General features: G+C 75.0%; 6 protein-coding genes. All 6 read right to left on the bottom strand.

Going from position 1 to position 14,041, the window contains the following annotated elements:
* Window positions 1-66: 66 nt before the first annotated feature.
* Window positions 67-885: a shikimate dehydrogenase gene (locus tag ABZ923_RS25560; protein WP_361475789.1), complete on the bottom strand. Its 819-nt coding sequence runs from the start codon at window positions 883-885 to the stop codon at window positions 67-69.
* The gene (locus ABZ923_RS25555) at window positions 882-2,300 is read right to left on the bottom strand and encodes a 3-deoxy-7-phosphoheptulonate synthase class II (RefSeq protein ID WP_361475787.1); all 1,419 of its coding nucleotides are present in this window, start codon (window positions 2,298-2,300) and stop codon (window positions 882-884) included. Before ABZ923_RS25555 ends, ABZ923_RS25560 begins: the two co-directional genes overlap by 4 nt.
* Complete coding sequence (locus ABZ923_RS25550; protein ID WP_361475785.1) at window positions 2,297-3,373, bottom strand: 3-dehydroquinate synthase family protein; 1,077 nt, start codon at window positions 3,371-3,373, stop codon at window positions 2,297-2,299. Before ABZ923_RS25550 ends, ABZ923_RS25555 begins: the two co-directional genes overlap by 4 nt.
* A gap of 119 nt (window positions 3,374-3,492) precedes the next feature.
* Window positions 3,493-4,836 (bottom strand): NAD(P)/FAD-dependent oxidoreductase, encoded by a 1,344-nt coding sequence (locus tag ABZ923_RS25545; protein ID WP_361475783.1) that lies wholly within the window; start codon window positions 4,834-4,836, stop codon window positions 3,493-3,495.
* Window positions 4,837-4,892: 56 nt separating this feature from the next.
* Window positions 4,893-5,690, bottom strand: coding sequence for an arylamine N-acetyltransferase (locus ABZ923_RS25540; protein WP_361475781.1), 798 nt, complete (start codon window positions 5,688-5,690; stop codon window positions 4,893-4,895).
* Between the two features lie 44 nt (window positions 5,691-5,734).
* Window positions 5,735-14,032: an SDR family NAD(P)-dependent oxidoreductase gene (locus tag ABZ923_RS25535; RefSeq protein ID WP_361475843.1), complete on the bottom strand. Its 8,298-nt coding sequence runs from the start codon at window positions 14,030-14,032 to the stop codon at window positions 5,735-5,737.
* Between the last annotated feature and the right edge of the window lie 9 nt (window positions 14,033-14,041).

Raw genomic sequence — 14,041 nt, 5'->3', positions numbered from 1 at the left:
AGGCTAGGGCGCGGCGTGCCGGGCCTCCCATCCCTCGGTCTGGTAGTCGGCCGGTGGCGGGGTTGGCTAGGTCGTGTGCAGTCCGAAGAAGGCACGGTAGGAGTCGATCTGTCCGGTGAGCATGTGGCTTCCGTGGTGCACGGCGAGTCCGCTGGCGGCGGCCTCGCGCAGCAGCCGGGTGTCGCGGGGTTTCATGATGATGTCGGCGACGACCGCGCCCGGCGGCAGCGCCTGCGGGGCGAAGGGCAGCGGGTCGTCGGGGCGCAGGCCGAGCGGGGTGGCGTTGACGGCGATGTCGCTGTCGGCCAGGGGTGGTGTGTCGGCGGCCCGGACGCGGCCGGGCCAGTGGGCGGCGAGCCGGCCGACGAGCGTGGTCAGCTTGGGGGTGTCGGGGTCGGTGATGGTCAGCCGGTCCACGCCGGCGTCGAGCAGGGCGGCCGCGATGGCGCTGCCGGCGCCGCCCGCGCCGGCCAGGGCCACCCGGGCGCCCTTGGGCCGGTGGCCGGCCTGGCCCAGGCCGGCCACGAAGCCGGAGCCGTCGAAGTTCTCGGCGAGCCAGGCGCCGTCGGGTTCGCGGCGCAGCGCGTTGGCGCTGCCGGTGATCTCGACGGTGCGGCTGCGCCGGTCGGCCAGCAGGGCGGCGGCCGGCTTGTGCGGGACGGTGACGAACAGGCCGTCGAGGTTGCCGACACGCTGGAGTCCCCGCACGACCGTCTCCAGGTCGGCGGGGCCGACGTGCACGGGGACGAGCACGGCGTCGATGCCGAGGCGTGCGAAGAGCGGGTTGAGCAGTCCGGGCGACTGGACCTGGCCGACCGGGTCGCCGAGGACGGCGTAGAGCCGGGTGGTTCCGCTGACCAGGGTCTGCCGGGGGGTGTCGGTCATCGTCGTGCCTCCGTGCTGCGCGCCGCCTGGGCCGCGAACAACTCGGCGACCGCGAAGGCGAGTTCCATGGACTGTTCGGCGTTGAGGCGAGGGTCGCAGGCGGTGCGGTAGCGGGCGGGCAGGTCCTCGTCGGCGAGGCCGCGGGCGCCGCCGGTGCACTCGGTGACGTCCTCGCCGGTGGCCTCCAGGTGCAGGCCGCCGGGATGGGTGCCGAGCGCCCGGTGCACCTCCAGGAAGCCGGTGATCTCGTCGAGGATGTGGTCGTAGCGCCGCGTCTTGTAACCGGCGGCGGTGGTGCGGGAGTTGCCGTGCATGGGGTCGCACTGCCAGATCACCTGGCGGCCGGAGGCGGTGACCTTCTCCACGATCGGCGGGAGCACCTCGCGGACCCGGTCGTGTCCCATCCTGCTGATCAGGGTGAGCCGGCCGGGCACCCCGTGCGGGTCGAGCCGGCGGACGTACTCCACGGCCTGCTCCGGGGTCGTGCCGGGGCCGATCTTCACGCCGATGGGGTTGGCCAGCAGTTCGGCGAAGGCGATGTGCGCGCCGTCGGGGTGCCGGGTGCGCTCCCCGATCCACAGGAAGTGGGCGAGGCCGCTGGACAGCCGGGGTTCGGGGCCCTCGGTGTCCACCCACAGCTGGGTACGTTCGTAGTCGAGCAGCAGGGCCTCGTGGCTGGTCCAGATCTCGCCGAGCCGGGGGGCGGGGGCGCCGATGCCGGTCATGAAGCGCAGCCCGCGGCCGATCTCCGCGGCCCGTGCCGTGTGCGGGCGGCCGCCGGGCGCGGTGCTGACGAAGTGCCGGTTCTCCTCGTGCAGGGCGTGCGCGTCGGCGAGGTCGCCGCGGGAGAGCCGTCGTACGACGGTCATCGCCTCGCGGGCGTGGGCGTGCGCCCGGGCCATGCGTTCGGGGTCGGGGGTGCGGGCGGCGGGGGTGGCCTCGCCGGAGTTGACGATGTCGCCCCGGTACACGGGCAGTCCGTCGGCGCCGACGGCCGCGGAGCGGGGCTTGGCGTACTGTCCGGCGGCGCGGGCGACCGTGACCACGGGCAGGCCGGCGCCGTGGGTGAGGACCAGCGCCATCCGCCTGAGCAGGCCGAGGTTGGCCCGCAGGTGGGGCTCGGTGGACTCGGCGAAGGTCTCCGCGCAGTCGCCGGACTGGAGCAGCAGGGCCTCGCCGCGGGCGACGGCGCCGAGCCGGTCGAGCAGCCGCCGGGTCTCGGCGGGGGTGACGAGGGGTTCGCCGGCGGTGAGCCGGCGGACCACGGCGCGGGCCCGGTCCGGGTCCGGCCAGCCGGGCTGTTGTGCGGCGGGCCTGGCCAGGGCCGCTTCGAGCCGGTCGGCGAGGATGCGCTCGACCGCCCGCCGCCGGATCCGCCCGGGGGTGCCGGGCGGCCACCGTGGGAAGTACGTCATGTCACCGCCGCCTCCGTTCCCGCGACCCCGGCCGGGGCACCGGCGACCAGTCGGTCGAGAGGGGCGCGCTCCATCCGGGCCAGGGCGTCGGCCACCGCTTGTTCGGGCACGTCGGCGACGAGTTCGGCGCCCGCCGGGCCGTCCAGGACGAAGGTGAGGCCGGAGCGGGCCTTCTTGTCACGGCGCATCAGCGCGAGGAGCGTGCCTGGGTCGGTGTCGTCGGGCAGGGCGGTGGGCAGGCCGTAGGAGGCGACCACCGCCCGGTGTTCGCCGACCCGCTCGGGCGGGATGCGGCCGAGGGTGCCGGCGAGCAGGCCCGCGAAGACGGTGCCGATGGCGACGCCCTCGCCGTGCCGGAGGGCGAAGCCGGTGGCCGCCTCCAGGGCGTGGCCGAGGGTGTGGCCGTAGTTGAGCAGGTGCCGCGGGCCGGCGTCGCGTTCGTCGGCGGAGACGATGCCCGCCTTGAGCGTGACGCTGGCGGCGATCTGTTCGGCGAGGGGAAGTCCGTGCAGACCGGGGACGCCGATGAAGTGGCAGCGGGCGATCTCCCCGAGGCCGTTGCGGAGTTCGCGCGGCGGCAGGGTGGACAGGTAGTCGGTGTCGCACAGCACGGCGGCGGGCTGCCAGTAGGCGCCGACCAGGTTCTTGCCCTCGGGCAGGTTGACGGCGGTCTTGCCGCCGACGCTGGCGTCGACCTGGGCGAGCAGGGTGGTCGGCAGGTGCACGACGGGCACCCCGCGGTGGTAGAGCGCGGCGGCCAGGCCGACGACGTCGGTGGTGGTGCCGCCGCCGACGGAGACGACGGCGTCGGAGCGGGTCAGCCCGAACCGCACGAACGCGGCGCACAGGGCCTCCACCGTGGCGAGGTTCTTGTCCGGTTCACCGTCCCGGGCGGACAGCAACAGGGTCTCCGCGCCGGTGTCGGGCACCCACTCGGCGGGTCGGGCCGAGACGACGGCGACGCGCCGGGCGCCGATGCGTTCGATGATCCCGGGCAGGGCGGAGCGGACTCCGGGGCCGATGAGCACGTCGTAGGACCGGTCGCCGAAGCGCACCGGGACTGTTCTTGTCACTTCCGCTTCACCTTGTTCCGTAGCGCGCGGACTCGGTCGGTCGCCCGGAGCCCGGCCGGCGGCGGCACACCGCGGCCGGGTCTCCGTGACGGACGGGGGCCCCGGAGGGCACCGTGGGGCTACTGGCCGGCGGTCACCCGGCGGACGCGGGACTCGGCGCGCTCCTTGCGGTCCTGCTCGTCCAGGTGCGGGTAGGACGGGCAGCCGAAGACCCGCTGGAACGGCTCGAAGGTGTCCCACTCGGTGCGCCGGCGCATCTCCTGGGCGACCGCGTTGTGCTCGCTCCAGAAGTCGCCGCCGATCAGCCGGATCAGGTAGCGCTCCAGCGTGTCGCGGTCGGTGGTGCGGCCGGCGTCGGCGGCGACCGCGACCAGTTCACCGTCGTAGAAGGCGTGGATGAGCCGGATGTAGGTGTCGTAGCCGGTCTTGAAGAAGTTCTCGTACTCCGCGATGAGCCGGTCGGCGTCCTGCGGGTTCTTCAGGGCCCGGCTCAGGTTCTCGGCGGCGCGGACCGCGGTGGCCGAGGCGACGAGCACACCGCCGGAGAACATGGGGTCGCCGAAGCAGCCGGCGTCGCCGACCATGACCCAGCCGGGGCCGGTGACGGTGTCGGCGTGGTAGCAGTAGTCGGTCTCGACCTTGAGGTCCATGATCGGGCGGGTGCCGGTCAGCCGGGAGGTGATCCGCGGCACCCGGGCGAGGTGCTCCTCGAAGACCTGCTCCGGGGTGGAGGCGCGGAAGACGTCGCGGGGCATGACGGTGCCGACGCTGATGACGTCCTTGGACAGCGGGATGGCCCAGACCCAGCCGTCGGCGTGCGCGCCGACCTGGATGTCGCCCTCGACGCCGAGGTTGTGCTGCTCGTCCAGGCCGTCGTAGTGCCGGAACACCGCGACCATGCGGAGCTTCTCCAGCGTCTTGCGCAGCCCGAACTTGTGGGCGATGCGCCCGGCGCGCCCGCTGGCGTCGACCACGTACTGCGCGCGGACCTCGTGCTCCTCGCCGCCCTTGGTGTAGCGGACGCCGACCATGCGGTCGCCCTCCATCAGCAGGTCGCCGACGACGGCGCCGAAGTGCACCTCGGCGCCCGCCTTGCCGGCCTCCTCGACGAGCATGCGGTCGAACCTGGCGCGCTGGACCTGGAAGGCCCGGTCGTAGCGGCCCTCGCCCTGCTTGGCGAAGTCGGCGCGGAAGACGCCGGAGAAGAACTTGGTCTCGGTCGGGTCGATGAACTCGCCGCCGAACTTCGGGACGTAGCCCCCGCTCTCCACCGCTTCCCGGATACCGATCCGGTCGAACAGGCCCATCATGTACGGCAGGAGGGACTCGCCGATGTGGAAGCGCGGGTTCTCCTCGCGCTCCAGGATGACCACGGAGTGCCCTTCCTTGGCCAGCGTGTAGGCGGTCACCGCGCCGGACGGTCCCCCACCGATGACGACGACGTCGGCCGTGTTGCTGCTCATGGAATGTCCTTCCGGTCGTGTGCTGGTGTTGTCGGTTCGGTTGGTCTGCCGGCCGGTCACGCGAGGTCGGCGGAGTCGAGGTCGCCGGTGAGGAGGGCGGTGACGAGCCTTCGGTGTTCGGCGTCGTCCACGACGGTGCGGACGCGTTCGCGGCCGTCGCGGACGACCAGGTAGCGGCGGCCCTTGAGCACGGCCTGGCCGTTGTCGAACGTCCGGCCGCACAGGGTGCCCTGGCCGTCGTCCTCGGTGGCGGTGGCGTGGTGGGCGCGGGCCCGGTCCTCCAGTTCCTTCCAGTCGTGCCACTGGCGGGCCTGCAGCCGGAACGTGTAGACGGTGCCCCACCGGGTGACGCGTCCGCGCCGTTGCAGGGCGATGGCGCCGTCGTCGCCGCGGACGAGCCGGTACTGGCAGCCGTACTGGCTCTGCACCTCGTCGCCGACGTGCAGCGGTTCGAGGTACGACGGTCCCGGGTAGCCGACGTCGACGAGCCACTCCTCGCCGTCGAGGACGGCCCGGATGAACATGTGCTCGATCTCGGTGCCGAAGTTCTCCCGGCCCTCGGCGGTGCTCGCCGCCAGCAGGGAGACCTCGTAGCCCAGTGCGGACAGGAGGCGGAAGAAGAGCCGGTTGAGCTGGAAGCAGGTGCCGCCCCGGCCCTCCATGATCCCGGTGCGGAACACCTCGTCCTCGTCGATGTCCACGAGGTGGACGCCGTCGGCGAAGCCCTGCCCGGCGACGTTGTACGGCAGGGTCGTCAGGTGCTGCTTGTGCAGCGTGCGCAGGGTGTCGAGGTCGGGCCTCGGCGGCCCTGCCGTCCAGCCGATGCGGCGGAGGTAGGCATCCACGTCGAACATGCGGTCAGCTGCTCCCTTCGGGGGTGGTGGGGTGCGTGGACGCCTCAGACGGACAGGGCCACGGGCCCGGTCGCGTCCTCGCCGTACAGGCGCTCGGTCAGGTGGGCGACGATCAGCGTGGGCGTCGGATGGTCGAAGACGAGGCCCGCGCCGAGCTTGGCGCCGATCAGTTCGCCGAGCCGGTTGCGCAGTTCCAGCGCGGTCAGCGAGTCGAAGCCGATCTCGAACAGGCCCTGGTCGGGGTCGACCTGGTGGCCGTCGGTGTAGCCGAGGACGACGGCGATCTGGGTGCGCACCAGGTCCAGCAGGGCCTCGGCCCGCTCCCCGGCCGGCAGCCCGGCGAGGCGTTCGGCGAGCCGGCGCCGCTCGTCCCCGGTGACGGCGGCGCGCGCCGACTGCCGGCCCGCGCGGACCAGTCCGCGCAGCAGCGGCGGCACGGTGGCCCCGGCGCTCGCGTCGGCGCGCAGCCCGCGCAGGTCGAGCTTGGCCGGCACGAGCAGGGTCCGGTCGCTGCGCAGCGCCGCGTCGAAGAGCTGCATGCCCTCCTCGGGTGTGAGGGCGAGGACGCCGCCGCGGCGGCTGAGCCGGCCGCGGGTGAGTTCGTCGGTGCGGGCCGCCATGCCGGTGGTCTGCTCCCACAGGCCCCAGGCGAGCGACTGCGCCGGGAACCCGGCGGCCCGGCGGCGCGCCAGCAGCCCGTCCATGCAGGCGTTCGCGGCACCGTAACTCCCGGTGCCCGCACCGAGGAACACACCGGACACCGACGAGTAGGCGAGGAACGCGTCCAGATCGGGGGCGAGTTCACGGGTCAGCTCGTCCAGGTGCTCGACAGCGGTCACCTTGGGCGCGAACACCCGCTCCAGCCGGTCGGGTTCGATCTCGCCGACCACGCCCGCGTCGTACAGGCCGGCCGCGTGGACGACGGCGGTGAGGCGGGGGCCGCTCCCGGTCAGTCCGGTGAGCAGCGCGGCGACCGCGTCCCGGTCGGTCGTGTCGCACGCGGGCACCGCGACCGACTCGGCGCCCAGCGCCTCCAGCTCCGCCACCAGCTCCGGCGCCCCCTCGGCCGCCAGGCCGCTGCGGCTGACCAGGACGAGGTGCCGGATGCCGTGCCGGGTCACCAGGTGCCGGGCCAGCAGACCGGCCAGCGAACCGGTACCACCGGTGATCAGCACCGTGCCCTCCGGGTCCGGCCCCCGCTCCCCCGCACCGACCGCACGGGCCAGCCGCGGCACGTACAGCGCCGACCCCCGCGCCGCCAGCTGGGGCTCACCGGTCGCCAGGGCCGCACCGAGCAACGACCCGAGATCCGTGGGTTCGTCGTCGGTGTCGAGCAGGACGATCTGGTCGGGGTTCTCGGCCTGTGCGGCGCGGATCAGCCCCCAGACGGCCGCGCCGCCCGGGTCGGTGACCGCCTGGTCGCCGCCCGCGGGCACCGCGCCCCGGGTGAGCACGACCAGCCGGCTGTCCTCCAGGCCGCCGCCGGCGAGCCAGGTCTGGACGACCTCCAGGGTGCGGTCGGTCACGGCCAGCGGGGTGTCGTCCGGGCCGGCCGTCACGGCCTCCAGGACGACGGCGCGGGGCAGTCCGGCGCCGTCCGGGGTGTCCTCGGCGAGCGTCGCCACCTCCTCCGCGGTGGCCAGCCGGAGCCAGGACGGTGTCTCCGGGTCCGCGGGCCGGGGCAGCGGGAGCCAGTCGACGCCGAAGAGCATGTCGGCGCCGCCCGTGGTGCGCAGCTGCTCGGGGGCGACCGGCCGGAACACCAGCGAGTCCGCGCTCAGGACGGGGCTGCCGGTCTCGTCGGCGGCGTCCAGGGCGAGCGCGTCCGGGGCGGGCCGGGTGACCCGGATCCGCAGGGCGGCGGCTCCGGAGGCGTGCAGGGTGAGCCCGTTCCAGGCGAAGGGCAGCATCGTGCGGTGCTCGCCGCTGCTGAGGAACGCCTTGGTGTGCAGGGCGGCGTCGAGCAGGGCCGGGTGGAGTCCGAACTCCGTCGCGGCCGCGTGCTGCTCCTCGGGCAGGGCGATCTCGGCGAAGAGTTCCTCGCCGCGCCGCCACACCGCGCGCAGGCCGCGGAAGACGGGGCCGTAGCGGTAGTCGTGGTCGCGCAGTCCGGCGTAGAAGTCCTCCGGGGTCACCTCGACGCGTTCGGCGCCGGGCGGCGGCCAGGCGGTGAGGTCGGGGTGGGCGGCGGGGCGGGTGCGGGGGGCCGGGGTGAGGACGCCGGTGGCGTGCCGGGTCCAGCCGTCGGCGCCGGCCGCGCCGTCGCGCGCGGAGTGGATGGTGACGGTACGGGCGCCCTGCTCGTCGGGGCCGGAGACACCGACCTGGACGCGTACACCGCCCTGTGCGGGCAGGATCAGCGGGGCTTCGATGACGAGTTCGTCCAGGGTGGCGCAGCCCGCCTCGTCGCCCGCGCGGACGGCGAGTTCCACCAGGCCGGTGCCGGGCAGCAGGACGACGTCGCCCACGGCGTGGTCGGCGAGCCAGGGGTGGGTGCGCAGCGACAGCCGGGCGGTGCACAGCACGCCGCCGGTGTCGGGCACCTCGACCACCGCGCCGACGAGGGGGTGGTCGGCGCCGGCCAGTCCCAGCGAGGCGGCGTCGCCCCCGGCGGCGGGGGCGGGCAGCCAGTAGTGCTGGTGGTCGAAGGCGTAGGTGGGCAGGTCCACGGGGCGGGCGGCGGCCGGCAGGACACCCGTCCAGTCCACGGGCACGCCCTTCACGAACAGCGCGGCCAGGGAGGCCAGCAGCCGCGCGGGGCCGCCGTCGTCGCGGCGCAGGGTGCCGGTCACCAGCACGTCGGCGCCGTCGGCGGTCTCGCTGACCGCCGGGGCCAGCACCGGGTGGGCGCCGACCTCCACGAACACGGTGTGCCCGGTGGCCAGCAGGTCGGCGACGACGGGGCCGAAGCGCACCTGCCGGCGCATGTTCCGGTACCAGTAGTCGGCGTCGAGGGCGCCGGCCTCGGTGACGCGCTCGCCGGTGACGGTGGAGTGGAAGGGGATGACGGGGGCCTGGCCGCGGACGTCGGCGAACGCCTTGGCGAGGGGTTCGCGCACCGCCTCCACGTGCGAGGTGTGCGAGGCGAAGTCGGACGCGATCCGCCGGGCCCGGACGCCCCGGGCCGACAGCGTCTCGACGACCTCGTCCAGGACGTCGGCGTCCCCGGCCACCACGACCGAGGAGGGGCCGTTGACCGCGGACACCTGCACGCGGCCCGCCCAGGGTTCGACGGCGGCGGCCGCCTCGGCCTCGGGCAGGGCAACGGCGATCATGCCGCCGTGCCCGGACAGCCGCTCGGCGATCACCTGGGAGCGCAGCGCCACGAGCCGGGCCGCCTCGTCGAGCGGCAGCGCTCCGGCGACGCAGGCCGCGGCGATCTCACCCTGCGAGTGGCCCACCACCGCGTCCGGTACGACCCCGGCCGCGGCCCACACGGCCGCGAGGCCGATCATCACGGCGAAGCCCGCCGGCTGCCCGACGTCGGTGCGCCGCAGCAGGTCGGCCGGTGCCTCGCCGCGCAGCACGTCCTCCAGCTTCCAGTCGACCCAGGGTTCCAGCGCCCGGGCGCACTCGGCGATCCGCTCGGCGAACTCCGGGTTGGTGTCGAGGAGTTCGCGGCCCATGCCGGCCCACTGGCTGCCCTGGCCGGGGAAGACGAAGACGACCTTGCCGGCGCCGGCCGGGGCGGGGCTTCCGGTCACCACGTCGGGGCTGCTCTCGCCGCGGGCCAGCGCGCCCAGTCCGGCGAGGGCCTGCGCACGCGTGCCGGCCACGACGACGGCGCGCTCCGGCAGGACGGCCCGCCGGCTCACCAGCGCGGCCGCGACGTCGGCGGGCGTGGCCCCGGTGGAGTCGAGGAACGCGGCGAGCCGCGCGGCCTGCCCGGCGAGCGCCGTGGTGCCGCGGGCCGACACCACGAGCGGTACGGCACCGGCCGGATCCGCCGGCTCCGGCGCGGGCGGCTGCGCCGGCTCCTGCGCGGCCTCCTCCAGGATGACGTGCGCGTTGGTGCCGCTCAGCCCGAACGAGGACACCGCGGCCCGGCGCGGCCGTCCCGGGTCGGCCCACGCCCGGGCCTCGGTGAGCAGGCGCACGGCACCGGCCGACCAGTCGACCTGGGAGGAGGGCGCGTCGACGTGCAGCGTGGCGGGCATCTCCCGGTGCCGCAGCGCCTGTACGGCCTTGATCACGCCGGCGACTCCGGCGGCGGCCTGCGCGTGCCCGATGTTCGACTTCAGCGAGCCGAGCCACAGCGGCTGTTCCGGGTCCCGGTCCCGCCCGTAGGTCGCCAGCAGGGCCTGCGCCTCGATCGGGTCGCCGAGGACGGTGCCCGTGCCGTGGCCCTCCACCAGGTCGACGTCCGCCGGGGTCAGCCCGGCGTTCGCCAGCGCCTTGCGGATCACCCGCTGCTGCGAGGGCCCGTTGGGGGCGGTGAGCCCGTTGGAGGCGCCGTCCTGGTTGACGGCGCTGCCGCGGATCACGGCGAGCACCGGGTGCCCGTTGCGCCGCGCCTCCGACAGCCGTTCCAGTACGACCACACCTGCGCCCTCGGCCCAGCCGGTGCCGTCGGCGGCGTCGGCGTAGGACTTGCACCGCCCGTCCGTGGCGAGCGCCCGCTGCCGGGAGAATTCCATGAACATGCCGGGCCCGGCCATCACGGTGGAGCCGCCGGCCAGGGCCAGGGAGCACTCGCCGTTGCGCAGGGCCTGCGCGGCCAGGTGCAGGGCGACCAGCGAGGAGGAGCAGGCGGTGTCGACGGTCACCGCGGGGCCCTCGAAGCCGAACACGTACGACACCCGGCCGGAGGCCACGCTGGCCCCGGCGCCGGTCAGGGCGAAGCCGCCGACCTCCTCCGGCACGTCACCGCCGGAGTAGTAGTCGACGCCCATGATGCCGCTGAACACGCCGACGTCGGTGCCCTTCAGCGCCAGCGGGTCGATGCCGGCCCGCTCCAGCGCCTCCCAGGACGTCTCCAGCAGCAGCCGCTGCTGCGGGTCCATGGCCACCGCCTCGCGCGGGGAGATCCCGAAGAACAGCGGGTCGAACAGCGGTGCCTCGTGCAGGAATCCGCCCTGGCCGACGTAGGAGGTGCCGGCGTGTTCGGGGTCGGCGTCGAAGACCGTGTCGAGGTCCCAGCCGCGGTCGGTGGGGAAGCCGGTGACGCCGTCGCGGCCCTCGCGGACCAGGCGCCACAGGTCCTCGGGGCCGGCGACCCCGCCGGGCAGCCGGCAGGCCATGCCGACCACGGCGACCGGCTCGTCCGGGTCGTGTGCCACGGCCGGCGAGGCGGCCGCGGCCGGGGTGACGCCCTGGAACTCCTCGTGCAGGTGCCGGGCGAGGGCGAGCGGGGTCGGGTAGTCGAAGACGGCGGTGGCGGGCAGGTTGAGGCCGGTGGCCTCGCGCAGCTGGTTGCGCAGCTCGACGGAGGTGAGGGAGTCGAACCCGGCGTCCTTGAACGCCGTCTCGGCCCTGACCCGCTCCGGCCCGGCGTGCCCGAGGACGCCTGCGACATGGGTGCGGACCAGGTCGAGCAGCAGCGCCTCCCGCTCGGCGGGCGCCAGCCCGGCCAGCCGTCCGGCCAGCCCGTCCCGGCCCTCGCGTCCGGTCCCGCGCGCGGCCCGCCGGCCCGCCCGGACCAGTCCGCGCAGCAGCGGCGGCACGGTGGCCCCGGCGCTCGCGTCGGCGCGCAGCCCCCGCAGGTCCAGTTTCACCGGCACCAGCAGGGTCCGGTCGCTGCCCAGGGCGGCGTCGAACAGCTCCATGCCCTCCTCGGGCCCGAGCGCGAGCACGCCGCCCCGGCGGTTCATCCGGCTGCGGGACAGGTCGTCCAGGCCGGCGCCCATCCCTCCGGTCTGCTCCCACAGGCCCCAAGCAAGGGACTGCGCCGGGAACCCGGCGGCCCGGCGCCGTGCCATCAGCCCGTCCATGCAGGCGTTCGCGGCACCGTAACTCCCGGTGCCCGCACCGAGGAACACACCGGACACCGACGAGTAGGTGACGAACGCGTCCAGATCGGGGGCGAGTTCACGGGTCAGCTCGTCCAGGTGCTCGACAGCGGTCACCTTGGGCGCGAACACCCGCTCCAACCGGTCGGGGTCGATCTCGCCGACCACACCGGCGTCGAAGACACCGGCCGCGTGGACGACGGCGGTCAGCCGGGCCCCGCTCCCGGTCAGCCCGGTCAGCAACGCGGCCACCGCGGCCCGGTCGGTCACGTCACAGGCGGGCACCGCGACCGACTCGGCGCCCAGCGCCTCCAGCTCCGCCACCAGCTCCGGCGCCCCCTCGGCCGCCAGGCCGCTGCGGCTCACCAGGACGAGGTGCCGGATGCCGTGCCGGGTCACCAGGTGCCGGGCCAGCAGACCGGCCAGCGAACCGGTACCACCGGTGATCAGCACCGTGCCCTCCGGGTCCAGCCCCCGCTCCCCCGCACCGACCGCACGGGCCAGCCGCGGCACGTACAGCGCCGACCCCCGCACCGCCAGCTGCGGCTCGCCGGTCGCGAGCGCGGGACCGAGGTCCGGATCGTCGGTGTCGGTGTCGGTGTCGACGAGGACGATCCGGCCGGGGTTCTCCGCCTGCGCGGCACGCACGAGACCCCAGACGGCCGCCCCGCCGGGGTCGGTGACCGCCTGGTCGCCACCGGCCGGCACCGCGCCCCGGGTCACCACGACCAGCCGCCCGTCCCCGGCGGACTCGTCCGCCAGCCACGCCTGCACGGCCGCCAGCACCCGCCCCACCACCGCCACGGGCGGGTCACCGGCGCCGCTGCGGGCCTCGACCACCGTCGCCGCCGGCAGCTCACCGGTGCCGGCCACCGACGGCAGTTCGCTCCACTCCACCTGGAACAGCGCGTCGGTGCCGGGCGCACCGGCCGCCGCTTCGAGCTGCTCGCCGGAGACGGCCCGCGAGACCAGCGAGTCCAGCGTCAGCACCAGGTCACCGGCGTCGTCCGCGGCCTCGAGCGACAGCGTGTCCGGGTCGGGCCGCAGCAGCCGGACCCGGATCGACGCGGCCCCGGAGGCGTGCAGCGTCAGCCCGTTCCAGGCGAACGGCAGCCGTACGACCGCCTCCTCCTCCGCCACGGCACCGTCGCTCACCCCGGCGGCCGCGTCCAGGATGCTCGCGTGCAGCGCGGCGTCGAGCAGCGCCGGGTGGATGCCGAACCCGGCGGCGTTCTCCCGCTGCTCCTGCGGGACGACGACCTCCGCGAACAGCTCGCCGTCGCGCCGCCACACCTTCCGCACGCACTGGAACGCCGGGCCGTACCCGTATCCCGCGTGCGTCAGCTTCTCGTAGCCGCCGGAGATGTCGACCTGTTGGGCCCCGGGCGGCGGCCAGGCGGTGAAGTCGAAGGTGCCGGTGGCGGCGATGTCGGTGCTGAGCGTGCCGCTGGCGTGCCGGGTCCAGGCGTCCGGACCGCTCTCCGTGCCGACGTCCTGGCGCGTGGAGTACACCTCCACGCTGCGGGCGCCGGTCTCGTCCGGCCCGCCGACGGCGACCTGGACCCGTACGGCACCCTGCTCCGGGACGACCAGCGGCGCCTCGATGACGAGTTCGTCCAGCACTCCGCAGCCGACCTCGTCACCGGCCCGTACGGCGAGTTCGACCAGCCCGGTGCCGGGCACCAGCACCACTCCCCCGATGGCGTGGTCCGCCAGCCAGGGGTGCGTGCGCAGCGACAGCCGGGAGGTGAACACCAGCCCGTCGGACTGCGGCAGCTGCACCACCGCGCCCAGCAGCGGGTGGTCCGCCGCACCCTGCCCGAGGGCGGTGGCGTCCAGGAGGGGACGAGGGGCCGGGAGCCAGTACTGCTGGTGGTCGAAGGCGTACGTCGGCAGGTCCAGGTGAGTTCCGGTGGCGCCCTCGGGGAGGACCGCCGCCCAGTTCACCTTCGAGCCGCGGACGAAGAGGTGGGCCACGGCCGCGAGGAGGGTCTGGGCCTCGCCTCGCTCGTCACGCAGGGCCGGGACGCTGACGGCGTCCACCGATTCCGTGATCGCGCCGGTCAGCGCACCGCCCGGGCCGAGTTCCAGGAACACCGAGCCGCCGGAGGCGGCGATTCCGTCGGCGAAGCGGACGGGGCGGCGGACGTGGTCGACCCAGTAGGCCGGGTCCGTCAACTGGCCCGGCTCGGCGGTCTTTCCGGTGACGTTCGATACGACGGGGATGACGGGCTCGTTCCACGTCAGCCCGTCCAGGGCTGAGGCGAAGTCCGTGAGCATCGGCTCCATCAACGCCGAGTGGAAGGCATGGGAGACGGTGAGCCGCTTGACCCGGCGGCCCTGCTCGCGCAGCTTCTCCGCCACCGCCAGCACGGCCGACTCGTCGCCGGACAGGACGACCGA

This window comes from Streptomyces sp. NPDC046881 (assembly GCF_040645015.1).
In the GTDB taxonomy this organism is placed as follows: domain Bacteria; phylum Actinomycetota; class Actinomycetes; order Streptomycetales; family Streptomycetaceae; genus Streptomyces.
The sequence above is the reverse complement of the archived record's forward strand: the minus strand, read 5'-3'. Positions and strand labels throughout refer to the sequence as shown.

Bases quoted from the DNA above. Each gene is read 5' to 3' on its own strand.
- ABZ923_RS25560 (WP_361475789.1), bottom strand. From the start codon at position 885: ATGACCGACACCCCCCGGCAGACCCTGGTCAGCGGAACCACCCGGCTC.
- ABZ923_RS25555 (WP_361475787.1), bottom strand. From the start codon at position 2,300: ATGACGTACTTCCCACGGTGGCCGCCCGGCACCCCCGGGCGGATCCGG.
- ABZ923_RS25545 (WP_361475783.1), bottom strand. From the start codon at position 4,836: ATGAGCAGCAACACGGCCGACGTCGTCGTCATCGGTGGGGGACCGTCC.
- ABZ923_RS25540 (WP_361475781.1), bottom strand. From the start codon at position 5,690: ATGTTCGACGTGGATGCCTACCTCCGCCGCATCGGCTGGACGGCAGGG.